Below are 13406 nucleotides of genomic sequence, written 5' to 3' on the forward strand. Positions count from 1 at the left end.
AATTCAGTCTTGTTCCCGCTTGCGGGACGAGCTGCCCAGCCGGTGGGTCTTGAGGTCGTAGCGCTCCTTGATCACGTCCTTGACCGTGCCTTCCCACAACTTGATGCCGACGAAGTAACCGGCCCGGGCCAGCACATGGGCGGCCACCGGGGCGGTGACAATCACAAAGACCACCATCGCCAGCGCCCGCACCACCAGGCTGGTGTCGTCGCCGTAAAACACCGCGAAACCGCAGGCCATCAGGCCTATCCCCAGGGCGCCCGCCTTGCTGGTGGCGTGCATTCGAGTCAGCAGATCCGGCATGCGGATAATGCCGATGCCGGACAACAGCATCAGAAAAGAGCCGAGCAGCAGCAGCAGGCTGGTGATAATGTCAGTCATCATGGCGCTCACCTCCCCGCTCCAGATAACGGGCAAAGCCCACCGCCGCCAGAAAGGAGGTCAGTGCCAGCACGATGGCCACATCGATAAACTGGGGCACCTGGTAGCTTATGCTGTACAGCAGAATAAAGCCTACCGTCAGCGAGGCGATCACTTCCAGCGCCACCACCCGATCCGGCAGAGTCGGGCCACGCAGCAGCCGTACCGTCGCCAGCACCAGCCCGGCACTCAAAAAAACAAAGGATAACGTAATCGCAATATCTAGCATCGGCTTACCTCAACAAATTCAGCACACGAGCCTCAAGGGCCTTTAATTCCGCCAGCTGGCGGGCCTCGCTATCCAGATACATCAGATGTACATAGAGCACCTTGCGATCGCTGGACACATCCAGCGCCAGCGAGCCCGGGGTAACGGTAATCAAGTTGGCATACAGGGTGATACCGGCGTCATCCTTGAGATCCAGCGGTATGGCGATCACCCCGGGCCGCATCAGGTGAGTGGGCGTGATCACATCGTACGCCACCCGGGCGTTGGCCTTGATCAGATCCCAGATGAAAAACAGGATGAAACGGAGGATTTGCGGCAGCTTGCCGAAGTAATTGGCAAACTCCGGCTTGTCCCGGGCCACAAACGCCAGCACCAGGTAACTCAACAACATGCCGGCCACCAGGTTGCCGATGCTGTAGCTGCCGGACAAGATGACCCAGAACAGGGCCAGCAGCATATTCCAACCAAAAGCTTTCATCGCGTCACTCCCAGTACCGCCTCGATATAACCGGCCGGCGTCAGCAGCTGTTCCGCCGTATCCATCGCCAGTCGCACAGACCACTCGGCACCGAAACCGATGATCAGCGTCAGCAGTGCCAGACTCAGCACCGGCAGATACAAAACATAAAGATGCGGATCTGTTTCACCGCGCAGGGGCTTGGCCTCTTCCGGCAGGGGCTTCCAGAAGGCCTCTGCCCAGATCTTGACCATGGAATACAGGGTCAGCAGACCCACTATCAGGGCGATGGCCACCATCAGCCAGGCCTCGGCTGCCATACCGGCCTTGATCACAGTGTACTTGGCGAAAAAGCCCGACAAGGGCGGCAGCCCCGCCAGCGACATGGCCGGGATCAGAAACAACAGTGCCAACCAGGGGGACGAGCGATACAGGCCTCCCAGTCGCGCCAGATCATAGCTGCCATGATAGCGGTACATGATGCCGCTGATCAGGAACAGATTGGTCTTCACTATGATGTGATGGAAGATGTAGAAGACTCCACCGGCGATGGCCAGCGGGGTAAAGAGCGCCAGCCCCACCAGCATGTAGCCAATCTGACTGACGATATGGAAAGAGAGGATGCGGCGTACCTCGAACTGGGCCGCCGCCCCCAGCACCCCGGTCAGCATGGTGAAGATACCCATGCCCATCAATATCGTATGGTGAGTCAGCTCCACATCCTGCACGAAGATGAGGCTGAATACCCGATACAGGGCATAGACCCCCACCTTGGTCAGCAGACCGGCAAACACCGCCGAAATCGCCACCGGCGGAGTGTGATAGGACGCCGGCAGCCAGAAGAACAGCGGAAAGGCCGCCGCCTTGATGCCGAAGGCCACCAGAAACAGCATGGCGATCACCGTCACCAGCCCGGGCTGATCGCCATTGCCCAGTTTAAGCGCCAGATCGGCCATGTTCAGGGTGCCGGCGTAACCGTACAGCAGACCCACCGCGGTCAGAAACAGCGCCGACGAAATCAGGTTCAGGGTCACGTACTTGAGCGCCCCCTCCATCTGCGCCCGCTCGCCACCCAGTATCATCAGGCCGAACGAGGCCACCAGCATGATCTCGAACCAGACGTAAAGATTGAAGATGTCGCCGGTCAGAAAGGCACCCACCACCCCGGCCAGCATCAGGTGCAGCAAGGGGTAATAGCCGAAGGCCTCGTGGTTGCGGCTCATGGTGGCCAGCGAATAAATCGCCACCGCCAGGCCTATGATGCCGGTGACCAGCACCATGATGGCGCTGAGCAGATCCGCCACCAGGGTAATGCCGTAAGGCGCCGACCAGTTGCCGACGTAGGCCACCAGAATGCCTTGCTGGCGCACCTGGCTGAACAGATAGAGGGCGGCCAGCAAGAGACCGCTGCCGGACAGCACCGACAGCCAGCGCTGTACCCGCCGCCAGCGCCAGCAGATCAGGGTCAGGGCACCGGTCAGCATGGGGATAAAAATAGGTAGGATAACGGCTATATTCACGAGTCTGTGCTCTTCATTTCGTTCATGTCATCGGCGCCGATGACTTCATAGGCTCTGTGGATCAACACCACGGCGAAGGCCAGCACCCCGAAGCTGATGACGATGGCGGTCAGGATCAGCGCCTGGGGCAGCGGGTCGGCAATAGGGCCTGTCGCCTGTGCGAGCCCATCCGGGATCAGTGGTGGCGCGCCACGCACCAGGCCACCACCGGTGAGAATAAGCAGGTTGGCGGCGTTGGACAGAATCATGAGCCCGATCACCAGTTTGACGATGCTGCGTCTCAGCATCATGAACAAGGCCGTGGCGTAGAGACCGCCAATCACGAAAGCAAACAGGTTTTCCATTTATTCCTCCACCTTGTCCAGTGACAGCAATATGGTCGACACCACGCCAATCACCACCAGGTAAACGCCGATATCGAACAGCAGGGGAGTACTCACCGCCAGCTCGCCGATGCCCGGCACATAGAGGGTGCCCCACTGGCTGGTCAGAAAGGGCTGGCCCCGGAATACCAGGCCGACCATGCCGCTCAGCAGCGCCAGCAAGAGCCCCGCGCCCATCAGCAGCTGGCTTTCCACCTTCAGCAGCTTTTTGGTGCTGCCGGCATCGAAGGCAAACAAATGCAGGGCAAAGGCGCTGGACGCCACCAGGCCGGCGATAAAGCCGCCCCCGGGTTCGTTATGGCCGCGCAACAGCAGAAAGACGGAGAACAGCAGCAACAGCGGCACCAGCAAGCGGGTCGCGGTCTGCAGTATGATGGAATTATCGGATCTCATTTCTGGCTCTCCCAGCGGAAGCGGATCATGGCATTGACGCCGATGGCCGCCAGCGCCAGCACGAAGATCTCGCCCAGCGTGTCCAGCGCCCGGAAGTCGACCAGGATGACGTTGACGATGTTGCGCCCATGCGCCGCCACATAGCTGTTTTCCACCAGATAGGCGGTAATGCCCTCACCCGGCAGAGCAGACTGGTTCACGGTGAGCACCATCATGGTGACCAGCACGCCGAAGGCGCCAGCCACGACCGCATCGCGCCAGCGCACCAAGGGACTCGACAGGTCCTGGAAGCCGGGCAGACGAAACAGCACCAGCACCAGCATGATCACGGTAAGGGTCTCGATCAGTACCTGTGTAATGGCCAGATCCGGGGCGCTGAAGAACACATAAATCATCGCCATGGCAAACCCCAACACGCCGATGGCGGCCACCGAGCCCAGCCGCAGATGCGTGGCGCTGGCATAGATCACCGCCACCAGCATCAGCAGCGCGATCACCACCTCGTAGAAACGCACCCCCTCGAACGACAGGGAGTAGACAAAGGCGTCTTCCGCCCAGAAGGTATAGGCCAGCAGCGCTATGGTGGTCAGCAGTATGGTCAGAATATAGTGGGTCATGTAGCCATTCTGCAGTATGCGGGTCTGGCCCCGGGCCAGTGCCACCAGGCCATCCATCATCCGCTCATAACCCCGCTCGGGGCCATAGGCCAAAGGGTCAAGGCCGGCGGCCAGGGGGTCGCGTATTCGATCCCAGTGATGATAAAGCAGACCGCCACACACCAGCGCCAGCGCACTGAGCAGCAAGGGCAGATTAAGGCCATGCCACAGCGCCAGCTGCAGCCCGGCCGCCGGTTCACCGCCGATGGCGGTCACCGCCGCCTGCAGCAGGGGCGTGACCAGGCCGGGCATCAATCCCAGCAGCAGGCCGATGATGGCCAGCAGGGTAAAGCCCAGCCGCATCGCCAGCGGCGCTTCGTGGGGCGTTTTGGGCGTCGGCTTCAATGTGCCGTAAAAGGGTTTTATCGCCACCAGGGCTGCCGCCGCCACTATGGCGATGGCGGAGATCACCGACAAGCCGATCAACAGGCCCGACAACCAGCCTGCATCCAGCACCGATTCGAACATCAGCTCCTTGGCGATAAAACCAAACAGGGGGGGAATGCCGGCCAGCGACAGCGCCGCCAGGGTGATGAACAGTGCCGTCTGGGGCATGTATTTACGCAGGCCACCCAGATCGCGCACATCCTTGGTGCCGGTGACATGATCCAGAGTACCCGCCGCCATGAAGAGCGCGCCCTTGTAGAGCGCGTGGGCCAGCAGAAACACCATGGCCGCCTCCAGCGCATGGGGGGTGCCGATGCCGATCAGCATGGTCAGGGTGCCGAGTGCCATTATGGTGGAAAAGGCGAGAATACGCTTGAGATCGGTGCTGCATGCCGCCATCAGGCCGCCGACCGTCATGGTCACGCCGCCAAACAGCGACAGGGTCAGCATCCAGACCTCGCTGCCGGCCATCATCGGCTGCAGCCGGGCCATCAGATAGACCCCCGCCTTGACCATGGTGGCCGAATGCAGATAGGCGCTGACCGGGGTCGGCGCCGCCATGGCATTGGGCAGCCAGAAGTGAAACGGCGTCTGGGCCGACTTGGTGAAGGCCCCCAGCAGCACCAGCACCATCATCGCCAGGAACAGCGGTTGTTGCTGTATGTCCGTCCCCTGAGCCAGCAGCTCGTTCAGCTCGAAGCTGCCACCAATATGACCCAGCAGTATCAAGCCGGCCATCAGCGCCAGGCCGCCGCCGGCGGTGATAAAGAGCCCCTGCAGCGCCGCCTTGCGGGCCTTTTCCTGCTCGTGGTTGAAGCCGATCAGCAGATAAGAGGTAAAGCTGGTCAGCTCCCAGAAGATAAACAGGGAAATCAGGTTGCTGGACAGCACCAGCCCCAGCATGGCTCCCATGAACGCCAGCAGATACATCAGCAACTTGTGAATATCTTTGTGGCCCTGCAGATAGCGGCCCGCATAGATAAAGATGAAGGTGCCGATGCCGCTGATCAACAGCGCAAACATCAGGCTGAGGCCATCGACCATGAAATTGAGATTGATCCCCAGACTGGGGATCCATTCATGAGTCAGCAGCAGCACCTGGCCGTCGGTCACCTGCGGCCAGAACGTCAGAAAATACCCGAACAGAACGGCGGGCAGCAGAGCCAGGTACCAGCCGATTTTCGTCCCCATCAGGGGCGTCAGTCTCGGCACCAGCATTGCCAGAATAAAACCAGCTATAACAGCAATAAGCATAGGAAAAACGTCTCCTTTCCATGCGGGTTCAGGCAATAGAATGAGCGAAAAGAAAGGGGAGAAACAGCACAGTGCGCAGGCTATAGTAAGGAGGTATATCGATTGATTTTCAAGCAGTTAATCGATTTTTTTTTTGAGTTTTTATGGCGGTCGATACTACAAGCGGATCCGATAAAACACAAGCAGAGCCGAACATGCCGGCTCTGCCTGCCGATTAAGGCCGCATCGCAATCAGCGATCGAAAAAATGCTCCACCGGTCCCCGCCCCTGACCGATGGACAAGGTGCTGCCGGCCAGAATGGCTCTGTCGATATAATGCTTGGCGCTGGACACCGCCAGCTCCATGGACAATCCCTGGCCCAGATAGCAGGCCAGCGCCGCCGACAGGGTGCAGCCGGTGCCGTGGGTATTGCCGGTGATCACCCTGGGGGTATCGAAACAACGTACCTCGCCCCCCCTCAGCAACCAGTCCGGGCTGCGCGCTTCCTGTTGCAGAAAGCCGCCCTTGAGCAGCACGGCGGCACAGTCCAGGCCGGCCAGCCCCTCGAACAGAGACTCCACCTCGGCCAGCCGCGCCGGCAGGGGGCTGTCGATCAGCGCCGCCGCTTCCGGCAGGTTGGGGGTGATCACATCGGCCAGCGGCAGCAGTTCTTCCCGCAGGCTGTTCACCGCCTCTTCGGCCAGCAACATGTCGCCATTGGCGGTGACCATCACCGGGTCCACCACCAGATGGGCCGGGCGATAACGCCGCAAGACCTCGGCCACGGTACTGATGGTGGCGCTGTCGCCGAGCATGCCGACCTTGACCGCCATGACCTGCAAATCGCCGAACACCGCCTCCAGCTGGGCCCGGATCATATCCTGGGGCACCGGATGCACGGCGCTGACACCACGGGTGTTCTGGGCGGTCAGGGCGGTGAGCACCGAACAGGCATAGCCGCCGGTGGCAGAAATGGCCTTGATGTCGGCCTGAATACCGGCACCGCCGCCGCTGTCGGATCCGGCGATGGTGAGTACTATCGGTTTGTGACGGGCAGCTTGATGATCTTGGGGCATGTGACTGGTCATATCCTTATGGTCCTCCGGGCGAAGGCACCACCGGCAAACTGACGCTTGCCCGTTAGTTTCCTACGCCAGCATTAACTGGATCAGGTGCCGCGGGTCCGGTGCAAATACCGTCTCAGCCTGGCGGCTCCCCGACTAACAATCGTTCGATAATAGCGACCCCGGCGGGTAAATACCAGCCGGAAGCCGTGAGGAATAAAGAGTGAGGCGTCAGGTGTTTACCCCTTACTCTTCGCACCTCACGCCTTGTGCCTCACACATCACGCTTCACGCAAGAGTTAATGCGCCTCATCCCAGTTGTTGCCTTCGCCGACTTCCACCAGCAGCGGCACGTCCAGGCTGGCCGCCTGCTCCATCAGCGTGCGGATCTGTTCCTTGAAGGCCGCTACCTTGTCTGAGCGGATTTCGAACACCAGTTCATCGTGCACCTGCATCAGCATTCGCACCTCATCGTCCGCCTGTTGCTCCAGCCAGCCGGCGACCTTGATCATCGCCTTCTTGATGATGTCGGCGGCGGTGCCCTGCATGGGGGCGTTAATTGCTGCCCGTTCGGCTCCCTTGCGCCGGGCGCCATTCTTGGCATTGATTTCCGGCAGATACAGCCGGCGACCGAACAGGGTGGACACATAGCCCTTGTCGGCGGCCAGGGTGCGGGTATCTTCCATGTAGCGCAACACACCCGGGTACCGCTCGAAATAGATGTTCATGTAGTCCTGGGCCTCGTTGCGGCCAATACCCAGCTGGCGCGCCAGCCCGAAGGCACTCATGCCATAGATAAGGCCGAAGTTGATGGCCTTGGCCCGGCGCCGCTGCTCTGTGGTGACCTGATCCAGCGGCACACCGAACACCTCGGCAGCGGTGGCCTTGTGGATATCCAGGCCATGGGCGAAGGCATCGAGCAGGCCCTTGTCCCGGGACAGGTGCGCCATGATGCGCAGCTCAATCTGGGAGTAATCCGCCGCCACCAGCCTGTAACCGGGCGCCGCCACGAAGGCCTGACGAATACGCCGCCCTTCCGCGGTACGAATGGGGATATTCTGCAGGTTGGGATCCGACGACGACAAGCGGCCGGTGGCGGTATTGGCCTGGTGGTAGGAGGTGTGAATACGGCCACTGTGTTCGTTGACCATCTGCGGCAGCTTGTCGGTATAGGTGGACTTGAGCTTGCTCAGGCCCCGGTATTCCATCAGCAGTTTGGGCAGCGGATAATCCAGCGCCAGTTCCTGCAACACCTCTTCGGCGGTGGACGGCGCCCCCTTGGGAGTTTTCTTGAGCACCGGCAGCTCGAGCCTGGTAAACAGAATGTCGCCCAGTTGCTTGGGCGAGCTCAGGTTGAAGGGCTCGCCGGCCAGCTCGAAGGCTTGCTGCTCCAGCTCTTTCAGTCGTTTGGCGATCTCGTCGCTCTGAATGGCCAAGAGGCCGCTGTCGATACGCACCCCTGTGTATTCCATCTGCGCCAGAATCGGCACCAGCGGCATTTCGATATCACCGAACACCTGCTGCAGCTCGGGCTCGGCGGCCAGCTCGGCGGCCAGGTGGTGATGCAGCCGCAATGTGATGTCGGCGTCTTCCGCCGCATAGGGCGCGGCCTGTTCCAGCGGTATCTGGTTGAAGGTCAGCTGTTTGGCGCCCTTGCCGGCAATCGACTCGAACGAGATGGTGTTATGGTTGAGGAAAAACGCCGCCATGCTGTCCATGTCGTGCCGGGTCTGCACCGAATTGAGCACATAGGACTCCAGCATGGTGTCCAGGCCGATACCCTTCAACTCGATGCCGTGATTTTTCAGCACATTGGCATCGTACTTCAGGTTCTGACCCAGCTTGATGAGCCGCTCGTCTTCCAGCAGCGGCTTGAGCGCGCCCAGTACCACGGCTTCGCTCAGTTGCTCGGGCGCATCCAGATAATCGTGACCGAAGGGCACGTAGGCGGCCTGACCCGGCTCGATGGCAAAAGACACTCCCACCACCCGGGCATCACGATAGTTGAGGCTGGTGGTTTCGGTGTCGAAGGCGAAATAGGGCGCCTGTTTCAGCCGTTCCATCCAATCCGTCAGTTGCGCTTCGGTAAGAATGGTCTGGTAATCTGTGGCCATGGCCGGCGCCGTTTCTTGCGCCGGCGCATCGTTCTGACCCGGCTCCAGCTCTGCCAGCAGGTTGCGGAATTCGTATTCCCGGTAGAGCGCCTTCAGGGCTTCGGTATCCGGCTCGCTTTGCTGCAAGTCCGCCGGGCCCCATTCCAGCGCCACGTCGGTCTTGATGGTTGCCAGCACCTGCGACAGCCTGACCATTTCTTCATGCTCGGCAAACTTGGCGGCGAAACTCTTGGATCCGCGAAAGCCCAGGGCCGCGACCTTGTCGGTATTGGCGGCGATCTCGTCGATGGGTCCCAGGCCCTGCAACAAGGCCAGGGCGGTTTTCTCGCCCACCCCGGGCATGCCCGGAATGTTGTCCACCTTGTCGCCGACCAATGCCAGCAGATCCACGATCAGCTCCGGCGGCACGCCGAATTTCTCGACCACACCGTCCCTGTCCATGAAGCTGTTCTTCATGGTATCCATCAGCAGCACATGATCCGACACCAGCTGGGCCATGTCCTTGTCGCCGGTGCTGATCACCACATCCAGCTGTTGCTCGGTGGCCTGACGGGCCAGGGTACCGATAACGTCATCCGCCTCTACCCCATCCTCGATCAGCAACGGCAGTCCCATGGCCCTGATGATGGCATGGATCGGGGCTACCTGGCTGCGCAGATCGTCCGGCATCGAGGGGCGCTGAGCCTTGTATTCCGGATAGATATCATCGCGAAAGGTCTTGCCCTTGGCATCGAACACCACCGTGACCCGGGAGTCGGGAAACTGCTTGTGCAGGCTGCGCAGCATGTTGGTGACCACTCGGATGGCGCCGGTGGGACGACCGTCGCTGGTACGCAGATCTGCCTGCTGGGAAGCAAAATAGGCACGGTACAGATAGGAAGATCCATCGACCAGGATCAGGGGTTTGGCAGGAATGGCAACCATGACGTTTTTCTCGTTAATGCGTTGGCCGCTAGCATGCCACAGCCGGGCCGCCGACACCACGGCGACCCCGGACCAGCCTGTGGATAACTCTGTGCAAAGCGGATCGACGCAAGATCTTGATAAAAATTAAATTACATATATTATCAACAACTTAAAATTTAAACATGGATCTTGCCTGCAGGTCTTGCTATGTGGAAAATCGGCAGCAATGAAGTTCTGCACAATTGTTGAGCGAAATAAATGCTAGCATAGTTCTGACAGATCACCCGGCGCCGGATCACGATTATGAATGCCAAACATGAATGCCAAACTTCACGCCAAACAAGGAGTCCGACATGAAAAAAGTTGCCGTTATTTTAAGTGGCTGCGGCGTCTATGACGGAGCAGAAATTCACGAGGCCGTGTTGTGTCTGCTGCACCTGGCCAGGCAGGGAGCCGGTTATCAATGTTTTGCCCCCGACAAGCCCCAGCATCATGTGGTCAATCATCTTAGTGGCGAGGAAGAGCCCGGCAGTCGTAATGTGCTGGAAGAGTCGGCGCGCATCGCCCGCGGCGACATCAAACCCCTCACCGAACTGAAGGTCGACGACTTCGATGCACTGCTGCTGCCCGGCGGTTTTGGTGCCGCCAAGAATCTGTGCAACTTCGCCGATCACGGCGCCGATGCACGGGTGGATCCCCAGGTACTGAGCGTCTGTAAAGACTTCGCGGCCGCGCGCAAGCCCGCCGGTTATTGCTGCATTTCGCCGATACTGATGCCGCGCGTCTACCCCGCCGGGGTCAAGGGCACCATAGGGACCGAAGCCGCCGTGGCCGAGGCCTTCAGTGCCATGGGGGGTAAACACATAGGTTGTGCGGTGACCGATGTGGTGGAAGACGAACATTACAGGGTGATCTCCACCCCGGCTTATATGCTGGCCAAGAGCATCACAGAGGCGGATATCGGCATCGGCAAACTGGTGAAGCGACTGCTGGAAATGTAATAAGCTAAAAAAAGGGCCGGCATAAGCCGGCCTTAAACTCTGGAAGCAATGTGAGCAATGTCGTGCCTTCGCAAGCTGGCTTCACCTGCCGCTGGAAAGAGGCTTTACCTATCGCAGGAAGCCGCAGCAGAAGGGGAAGTCATGCCCCGAAAGCAAATTAACGATAATCGTTATCATTTGTGATTGCAAACAGATTTGTTCATCTATCGTCGCTTTTCCTGGACCCGCGCCGCCAGCCCTCCCCGATGGCGCCTTGACTGCACACCTTAACTACACACCTGACTGCACACCTTGGTTACCCCCCTGACTACAATGGGTAAGAGACAGCCGGAGGGAAGCAGATGAACAAACCATGTTTATGGGTGGGATTATGGGCAGTGCTCTTGCTGCCCTGCGCCCTGCTCGCCGACGATACCGGTACCGACACCAGTACCGAAACCAGAGCCGACATCAGGCAGGCTATTTCCGAGGGTAACCGGGCCTACGAGGCCGGCGAGCTGTCGCAGGCGGCGGCACAATTCGACTATGTATCCACCCTGATCCGCCAGTTGCAGGCCGGAGAGCTCGGCACCCTGTTTCCGGAGCCACTCACCGGCTGGCAGGCCGAAAAAGTGAATACCCAGGCCGGATCGGCGGCCTTTTTCGGTGGCGGCATCAACGCCTCGCGGCGCTATCGCAAAGACAACGCCAGCCTGGAGATCAGCATGACCAAAGACTCGCCCCTGCTGCAGACCATGGCGGTACTTTTTACCAACCCCGGCATGGCGGCCATGGGCGGCTACAAGATAAAGCGCATCAAGGGGCAAACCGCCATGATGAAAGAGGAGAGTAACAGTCGGGAGCTGCAGATGCTGATTGCCAACCGCATCCTGATCCAGCTCAGTGGCCGGGGTATCACCGAAGAGGAGCTCAACGCCTATGCCGAGGCCCTGGATATCGAGGCGATAACCCGGCTTTAGCAGCCGGCCCTGACTTCCACTCCGGCGTGGCCGACAAACTTGCTGCTCAGGTATTTGAGCAAGAGGCCGTAGGCAGGCACAAACAGACCCAGGCTGAACACCAGCTTGACGCCATAATCCACCCAGGCGATTTCGACCCAGTGCCGGGCCATGAAGGGATCCGGAGAGCGGTAAAACGCCAGACTGAAAAATACCAGGGTATCGACCAGGTTACCGAAGATAGTGGAACAGGTTGGGGCTATCCACCAGCGTTTGATCTGCCGCAACCGGTTGAATACCGATACATCCATGATCTGCCCCAGCACATAGGCCATGAAGCTCGCCAGGGCGATGCGGGCCACGAACAGGTTGAATTCGGACAGCGCACCCAGCCCCTGATATTGCGCCTCGAAAAACAGCACCGACAGCACATAAGAGGTCGCCAGCGCCGGCAGCATCACCAGAAAAATGATGCGCCGGGCCATGTCGGCACCGAAGATGCGCACCGTCAGATCCGTGGCCAGATAGATGAAGGGAAAGCTGATCGCGCCCCAGGTGGTATGAAAGCCGAACAGGGTAAAGGGCAGCTGCACCAGATAGTTACTGGCGGCAATAATGGCAACATGGAACAGTGACAGCCGGATCAGCGCCGTGCGGTATTGAGCGGGGGAAATAACCATTTTTTACCTTTTTGATTAATGGGGTCAGGGAACCCATCCCGGGAACGGCGCCCAGTATAGCCAGCCGCACGACAGTGACAACTGCTTTCTTTTTGACCGCCGGAATGTGTGCGGCGCCATCTTACCCTTTCATCGAGATTTTGTCTTCACCTGAAATTAGTTTCCAGAGCCGCACGCCGAACACATTCAGCCCCAGCCCCAGCATCACCAGCAAGGCCCCGCCCCACTGAGCCAGTGTGAGCCGCTCATCCAGCAGCAGGGCCGCCGCGCTCAGGCCCACCACCGGCACCAGCAGCGAAAACGGCGCCACCATGCCGGTGGTATACCGCTGCAGCAGCCGACTCCATAGCCCGTAGCCCAGCAGGGTGGCCACAAAGGCCAGATACCCCAGCGCCAGCAGGGTATGGCTGCCGATATGATGCAGGGCCTCCATGATCTGCTGCGGCCCTTCCAGCCAGAGCGACAGACCGAGAAACGGCAGCGGGGGCACCAGGTTGCCCCAGACGATAAGACCGACAAGATCGACCCGGCCTATCTTCTTGGTCACGATATTGCCCAGCGCCCACATGGCCGACGCCGCCAGGGTCAAGCCCAGCCCCAGCATGGTCATGGTGCCGTCACCTCCCCGGCCAATCACCGCCAGCCCCACTGCCGCCACCAGCAGGCCGGCCAGATTGACCGGCTTGACCCTTTCTCCCAGCAGCACGGCGGCAAACAGCAGGCTGAAGAAGGCCTGCGACTGCAGCACCAGCGAGGCCAGCCCGGCCGGCATGCCGTTGGCCATGGCATAAAACAGAAAGGCAAACTGACCCAGCGAGATGGTGCCGCCGTAGGCGATCAGCCAGCGCCAGGGCACCTGCGGCCGCCGGATCAGCAAGACTGCGGGAAAGGCCACCAGGGTAAAGCGCAGCGCCCCCAGCAACATGGGCGGCACCCCGTCCAGCCCCACCCGGATCACCACAAAATTCATCCCCCAGACACCGATGACCACCAGTGCCAGTAACAAGTCCTTGGGTGCCATGCC

13 protein-coding genes and 1 riboswitch are annotated in these 13406 nt (G+C 60.0%); of the genes, 2 read left to right on the forward strand and 11 right to left on the reverse strand.

The genetic code is table 11. The annotated features are described in order from the left end of the window. Positions 1–3 precede the first annotated feature (3 nt). From mnhG to polA, 9 genes are all read right to left on the reverse strand, one after another. Positions 4–384, reverse strand: coding sequence for a monovalent cation/H(+) antiporter subunit G (gene mnhG / locus HNR62_RS10405; RefSeq protein WP_204796023.1), 381 nt, complete (start codon positions 382–384; stop codon positions 4–6). Continuing rightward, positions 374–649 carry an MrpF/PhaF family protein gene (locus HNR62_RS10410; RefSeq protein ID WP_204796024.1) on the reverse strand — a complete coding sequence of 92 codons (276 nt, stop codon included), beginning with the start codon at positions 647–649 and terminating at the stop codon, positions 374–376. Before HNR62_RS10410 ends, mnhG begins: the two co-directional genes overlap by 11 nt. A 4-nt stretch (positions 650–653) precedes the next feature. Continuing rightward, positions 654–1127: a Na+/H+ antiporter subunit E gene (locus HNR62_RS10415; protein WP_204796025.1), complete on the reverse strand. Its 474-nt coding sequence runs from the start codon at positions 1125–1127 to the stop codon at positions 654–656. Then, entirely contained in the window at positions 1124–2626 is a 1503-nt protein-coding gene (locus HNR62_RS10420) for a Na+/H+ antiporter subunit D (RefSeq protein ID WP_204796026.1), read from the reverse strand. Before HNR62_RS10420 ends, HNR62_RS10415 begins: the two co-directional genes overlap by 4 nt. Next, positions 2623–2970 (reverse strand): Na+/H+ antiporter subunit C, encoded by a 348-nt coding sequence (locus tag HNR62_RS10425; protein ID WP_204796027.1) that lies wholly within the window; start codon positions 2968–2970, stop codon positions 2623–2625. Before HNR62_RS10425 ends, HNR62_RS10420 begins: the two co-directional genes overlap by 4 nt. Continuing rightward, positions 2971–3402 (reverse strand): Na+/H+ antiporter subunit B, encoded by a 432-nt coding sequence (locus tag HNR62_RS10430; RefSeq protein WP_204796028.1) that lies wholly within the window; start codon positions 3400–3402, stop codon positions 2971–2973. Then, positions 3399–5699: a putative monovalent cation/H+ antiporter subunit A gene (locus HNR62_RS10435; RefSeq protein ID WP_204796029.1), complete on the reverse strand. Its 2301-nt coding sequence runs from the start codon at positions 5697–5699 to the stop codon at positions 3399–3401. Before HNR62_RS10435 ends, HNR62_RS10430 begins: the two co-directional genes overlap by 4 nt. A gap of 231 nt (positions 5700–5930) precedes the next feature. Beyond that, positions 5931–6755 carry a bifunctional hydroxymethylpyrimidine kinase/phosphomethylpyrimidine kinase gene (thiD, locus tag HNR62_RS10440; protein ID WP_204796030.1) on the reverse strand — a complete coding sequence of 275 codons (825 nt, stop codon included), beginning with the start codon at positions 6753–6755 and terminating at the stop codon, positions 5931–5933. Between the two features lie 52 nt (positions 6756–6807). Beyond that, positions 6808–6908, reverse strand: a riboswitch (TPP riboswitch). Between the two features lie 134 nt (positions 6909–7042). Continuing rightward, positions 7043–9781, reverse strand: a complete 2739-nt coding sequence (polA, locus tag HNR62_RS10445; RefSeq protein WP_204796031.1) for a DNA polymerase I — start codon at positions 9779–9781, stop codon at positions 7043–7045. 335 nt (positions 9782–10116) lie between these two features. On the opposite strand from polA, the gene elbB reads away from it, so the two are divergent. After that, the gene (gene elbB, locus HNR62_RS10450) at positions 10117–10764 is read left to right on the forward strand and encodes an isoprenoid biosynthesis glyoxalase ElbB (protein ID WP_204796032.1); all 648 of its coding nucleotides are present in this window, start codon (positions 10117–10119) and stop codon (positions 10762–10764) included. Positions 10765–11105: 341 nt separating this feature from the next. Further along, a complete protein-coding gene (locus tag HNR62_RS10455) occupies positions 11106–11723 on the forward strand; it encodes a hypothetical protein (protein WP_204796033.1) in 618 nt (205 codons plus the stop codon). Here HNR62_RS10455 and HNR62_RS10460 read toward each other — a convergent pair. Next, positions 11720–12382 (reverse strand): 7-cyano-7-deazaguanine/7-aminomethyl-7-deazaguanine transporter, encoded by a 663-nt coding sequence (locus HNR62_RS10460; protein ID WP_204796034.1) that lies wholly within the window; start codon positions 12380–12382, stop codon positions 11720–11722. The genes HNR62_RS10455 and HNR62_RS10460 overlap by 4 nt on opposite strands. Before the next feature lie 121 nt (positions 12383–12503). Further along, complete coding sequence (locus HNR62_RS10465; RefSeq protein ID WP_204796035.1) at positions 12504–13403, reverse strand: EamA family transporter; 900 nt, start codon at positions 13401–13403, stop codon at positions 12504–12506. Positions 13404–13406: the final 3 nt, after the last annotated feature.

The sequence above is a fragment of the Oceanisphaera litoralis genome (assembly GCF_016907015.1).
GTDB classification, from domain to species: Bacteria; Pseudomonadota; Gammaproteobacteria; order Enterobacterales; family Aeromonadaceae; genus Oceanimonas; species Oceanimonas litoralis.

What these genes read in the sequence shown, in the direction of transcription:
- mnhG (WP_204796023.1), bottom strand. Translation starts at nt 384, where the DNA reads ATGATGACTGACATTATCACCAGCCTGCTGCTGCTGCTCGGCTCTTTT.
- HNR62_RS10410 (WP_204796024.1), bottom strand. Translation starts at nt 649, where the DNA reads ATGCTAGATATTGCGATTACGTTATCCTTTGTTTTTTTGAGTGCCGGG.
- HNR62_RS10415 (WP_204796025.1), bottom strand. Translation starts at nt 1,127, where the DNA reads ATGAAAGCTTTTGGTTGGAATATGCTGCTGGCCCTGTTCTGGGTCATC.
- HNR62_RS10425 (WP_204796027.1), bottom strand. Translation starts at nt 2,970, where the DNA reads ATGGAAAACCTGTTTGCTTTCGTGATTGGCGGTCTCTACGCCACGGCC.
- HNR62_RS10430 (WP_204796028.1), bottom strand. Translation starts at nt 3,402, where the DNA reads ATGAGATCCGATAATTCCATCATACTGCAGACCGCGACCCGCTTGCTG.
- HNR62_RS10435 (WP_204796029.1), bottom strand. Translation starts at nt 5,699, where the DNA reads ATGCTTATTGCTGTTATAGCTGGTTTTATTCTGGCAATGCTGGTGCCG.
- thiD (WP_204796030.1), bottom strand. Translation starts at nt 6,755, where the DNA reads ATGCCCCAAGATCATCAAGCTGCCCGTCACAAACCGATAGTACTCACC.
- polA (WP_204796031.1), bottom strand. Translation starts at nt 9,781, where the DNA reads ATGGTTGCCATTCCTGCCAAACCCCTGATCCTGGTCGATGGATCTTCC.
- elbB (WP_204796032.1), top strand. Translation starts at nt 10,117, where the DNA reads ATGAAAAAAGTTGCCGTTATTTTAAGTGGCTGCGGCGTCTATGACGGA.
- HNR62_RS10455 (WP_204796033.1), top strand. Translation starts at nt 11,106, where the DNA reads ATGAACAAACCATGTTTATGGGTGGGATTATGGGCAGTGCTCTTGCTG.
- HNR62_RS10460 (WP_204796034.1), bottom strand. Translation starts at nt 12,382, where the DNA reads ATGGTTATTTCCCCCGCTCAATACCGCACGGCGCTGATCCGGCTGTCA.
- HNR62_RS10465 (WP_204796035.1), bottom strand. Translation starts at nt 13,403, where the DNA reads ATGGCACCCAAGGACTTGTTACTGGCACTGGTGGTCATCGGTGTCTGG.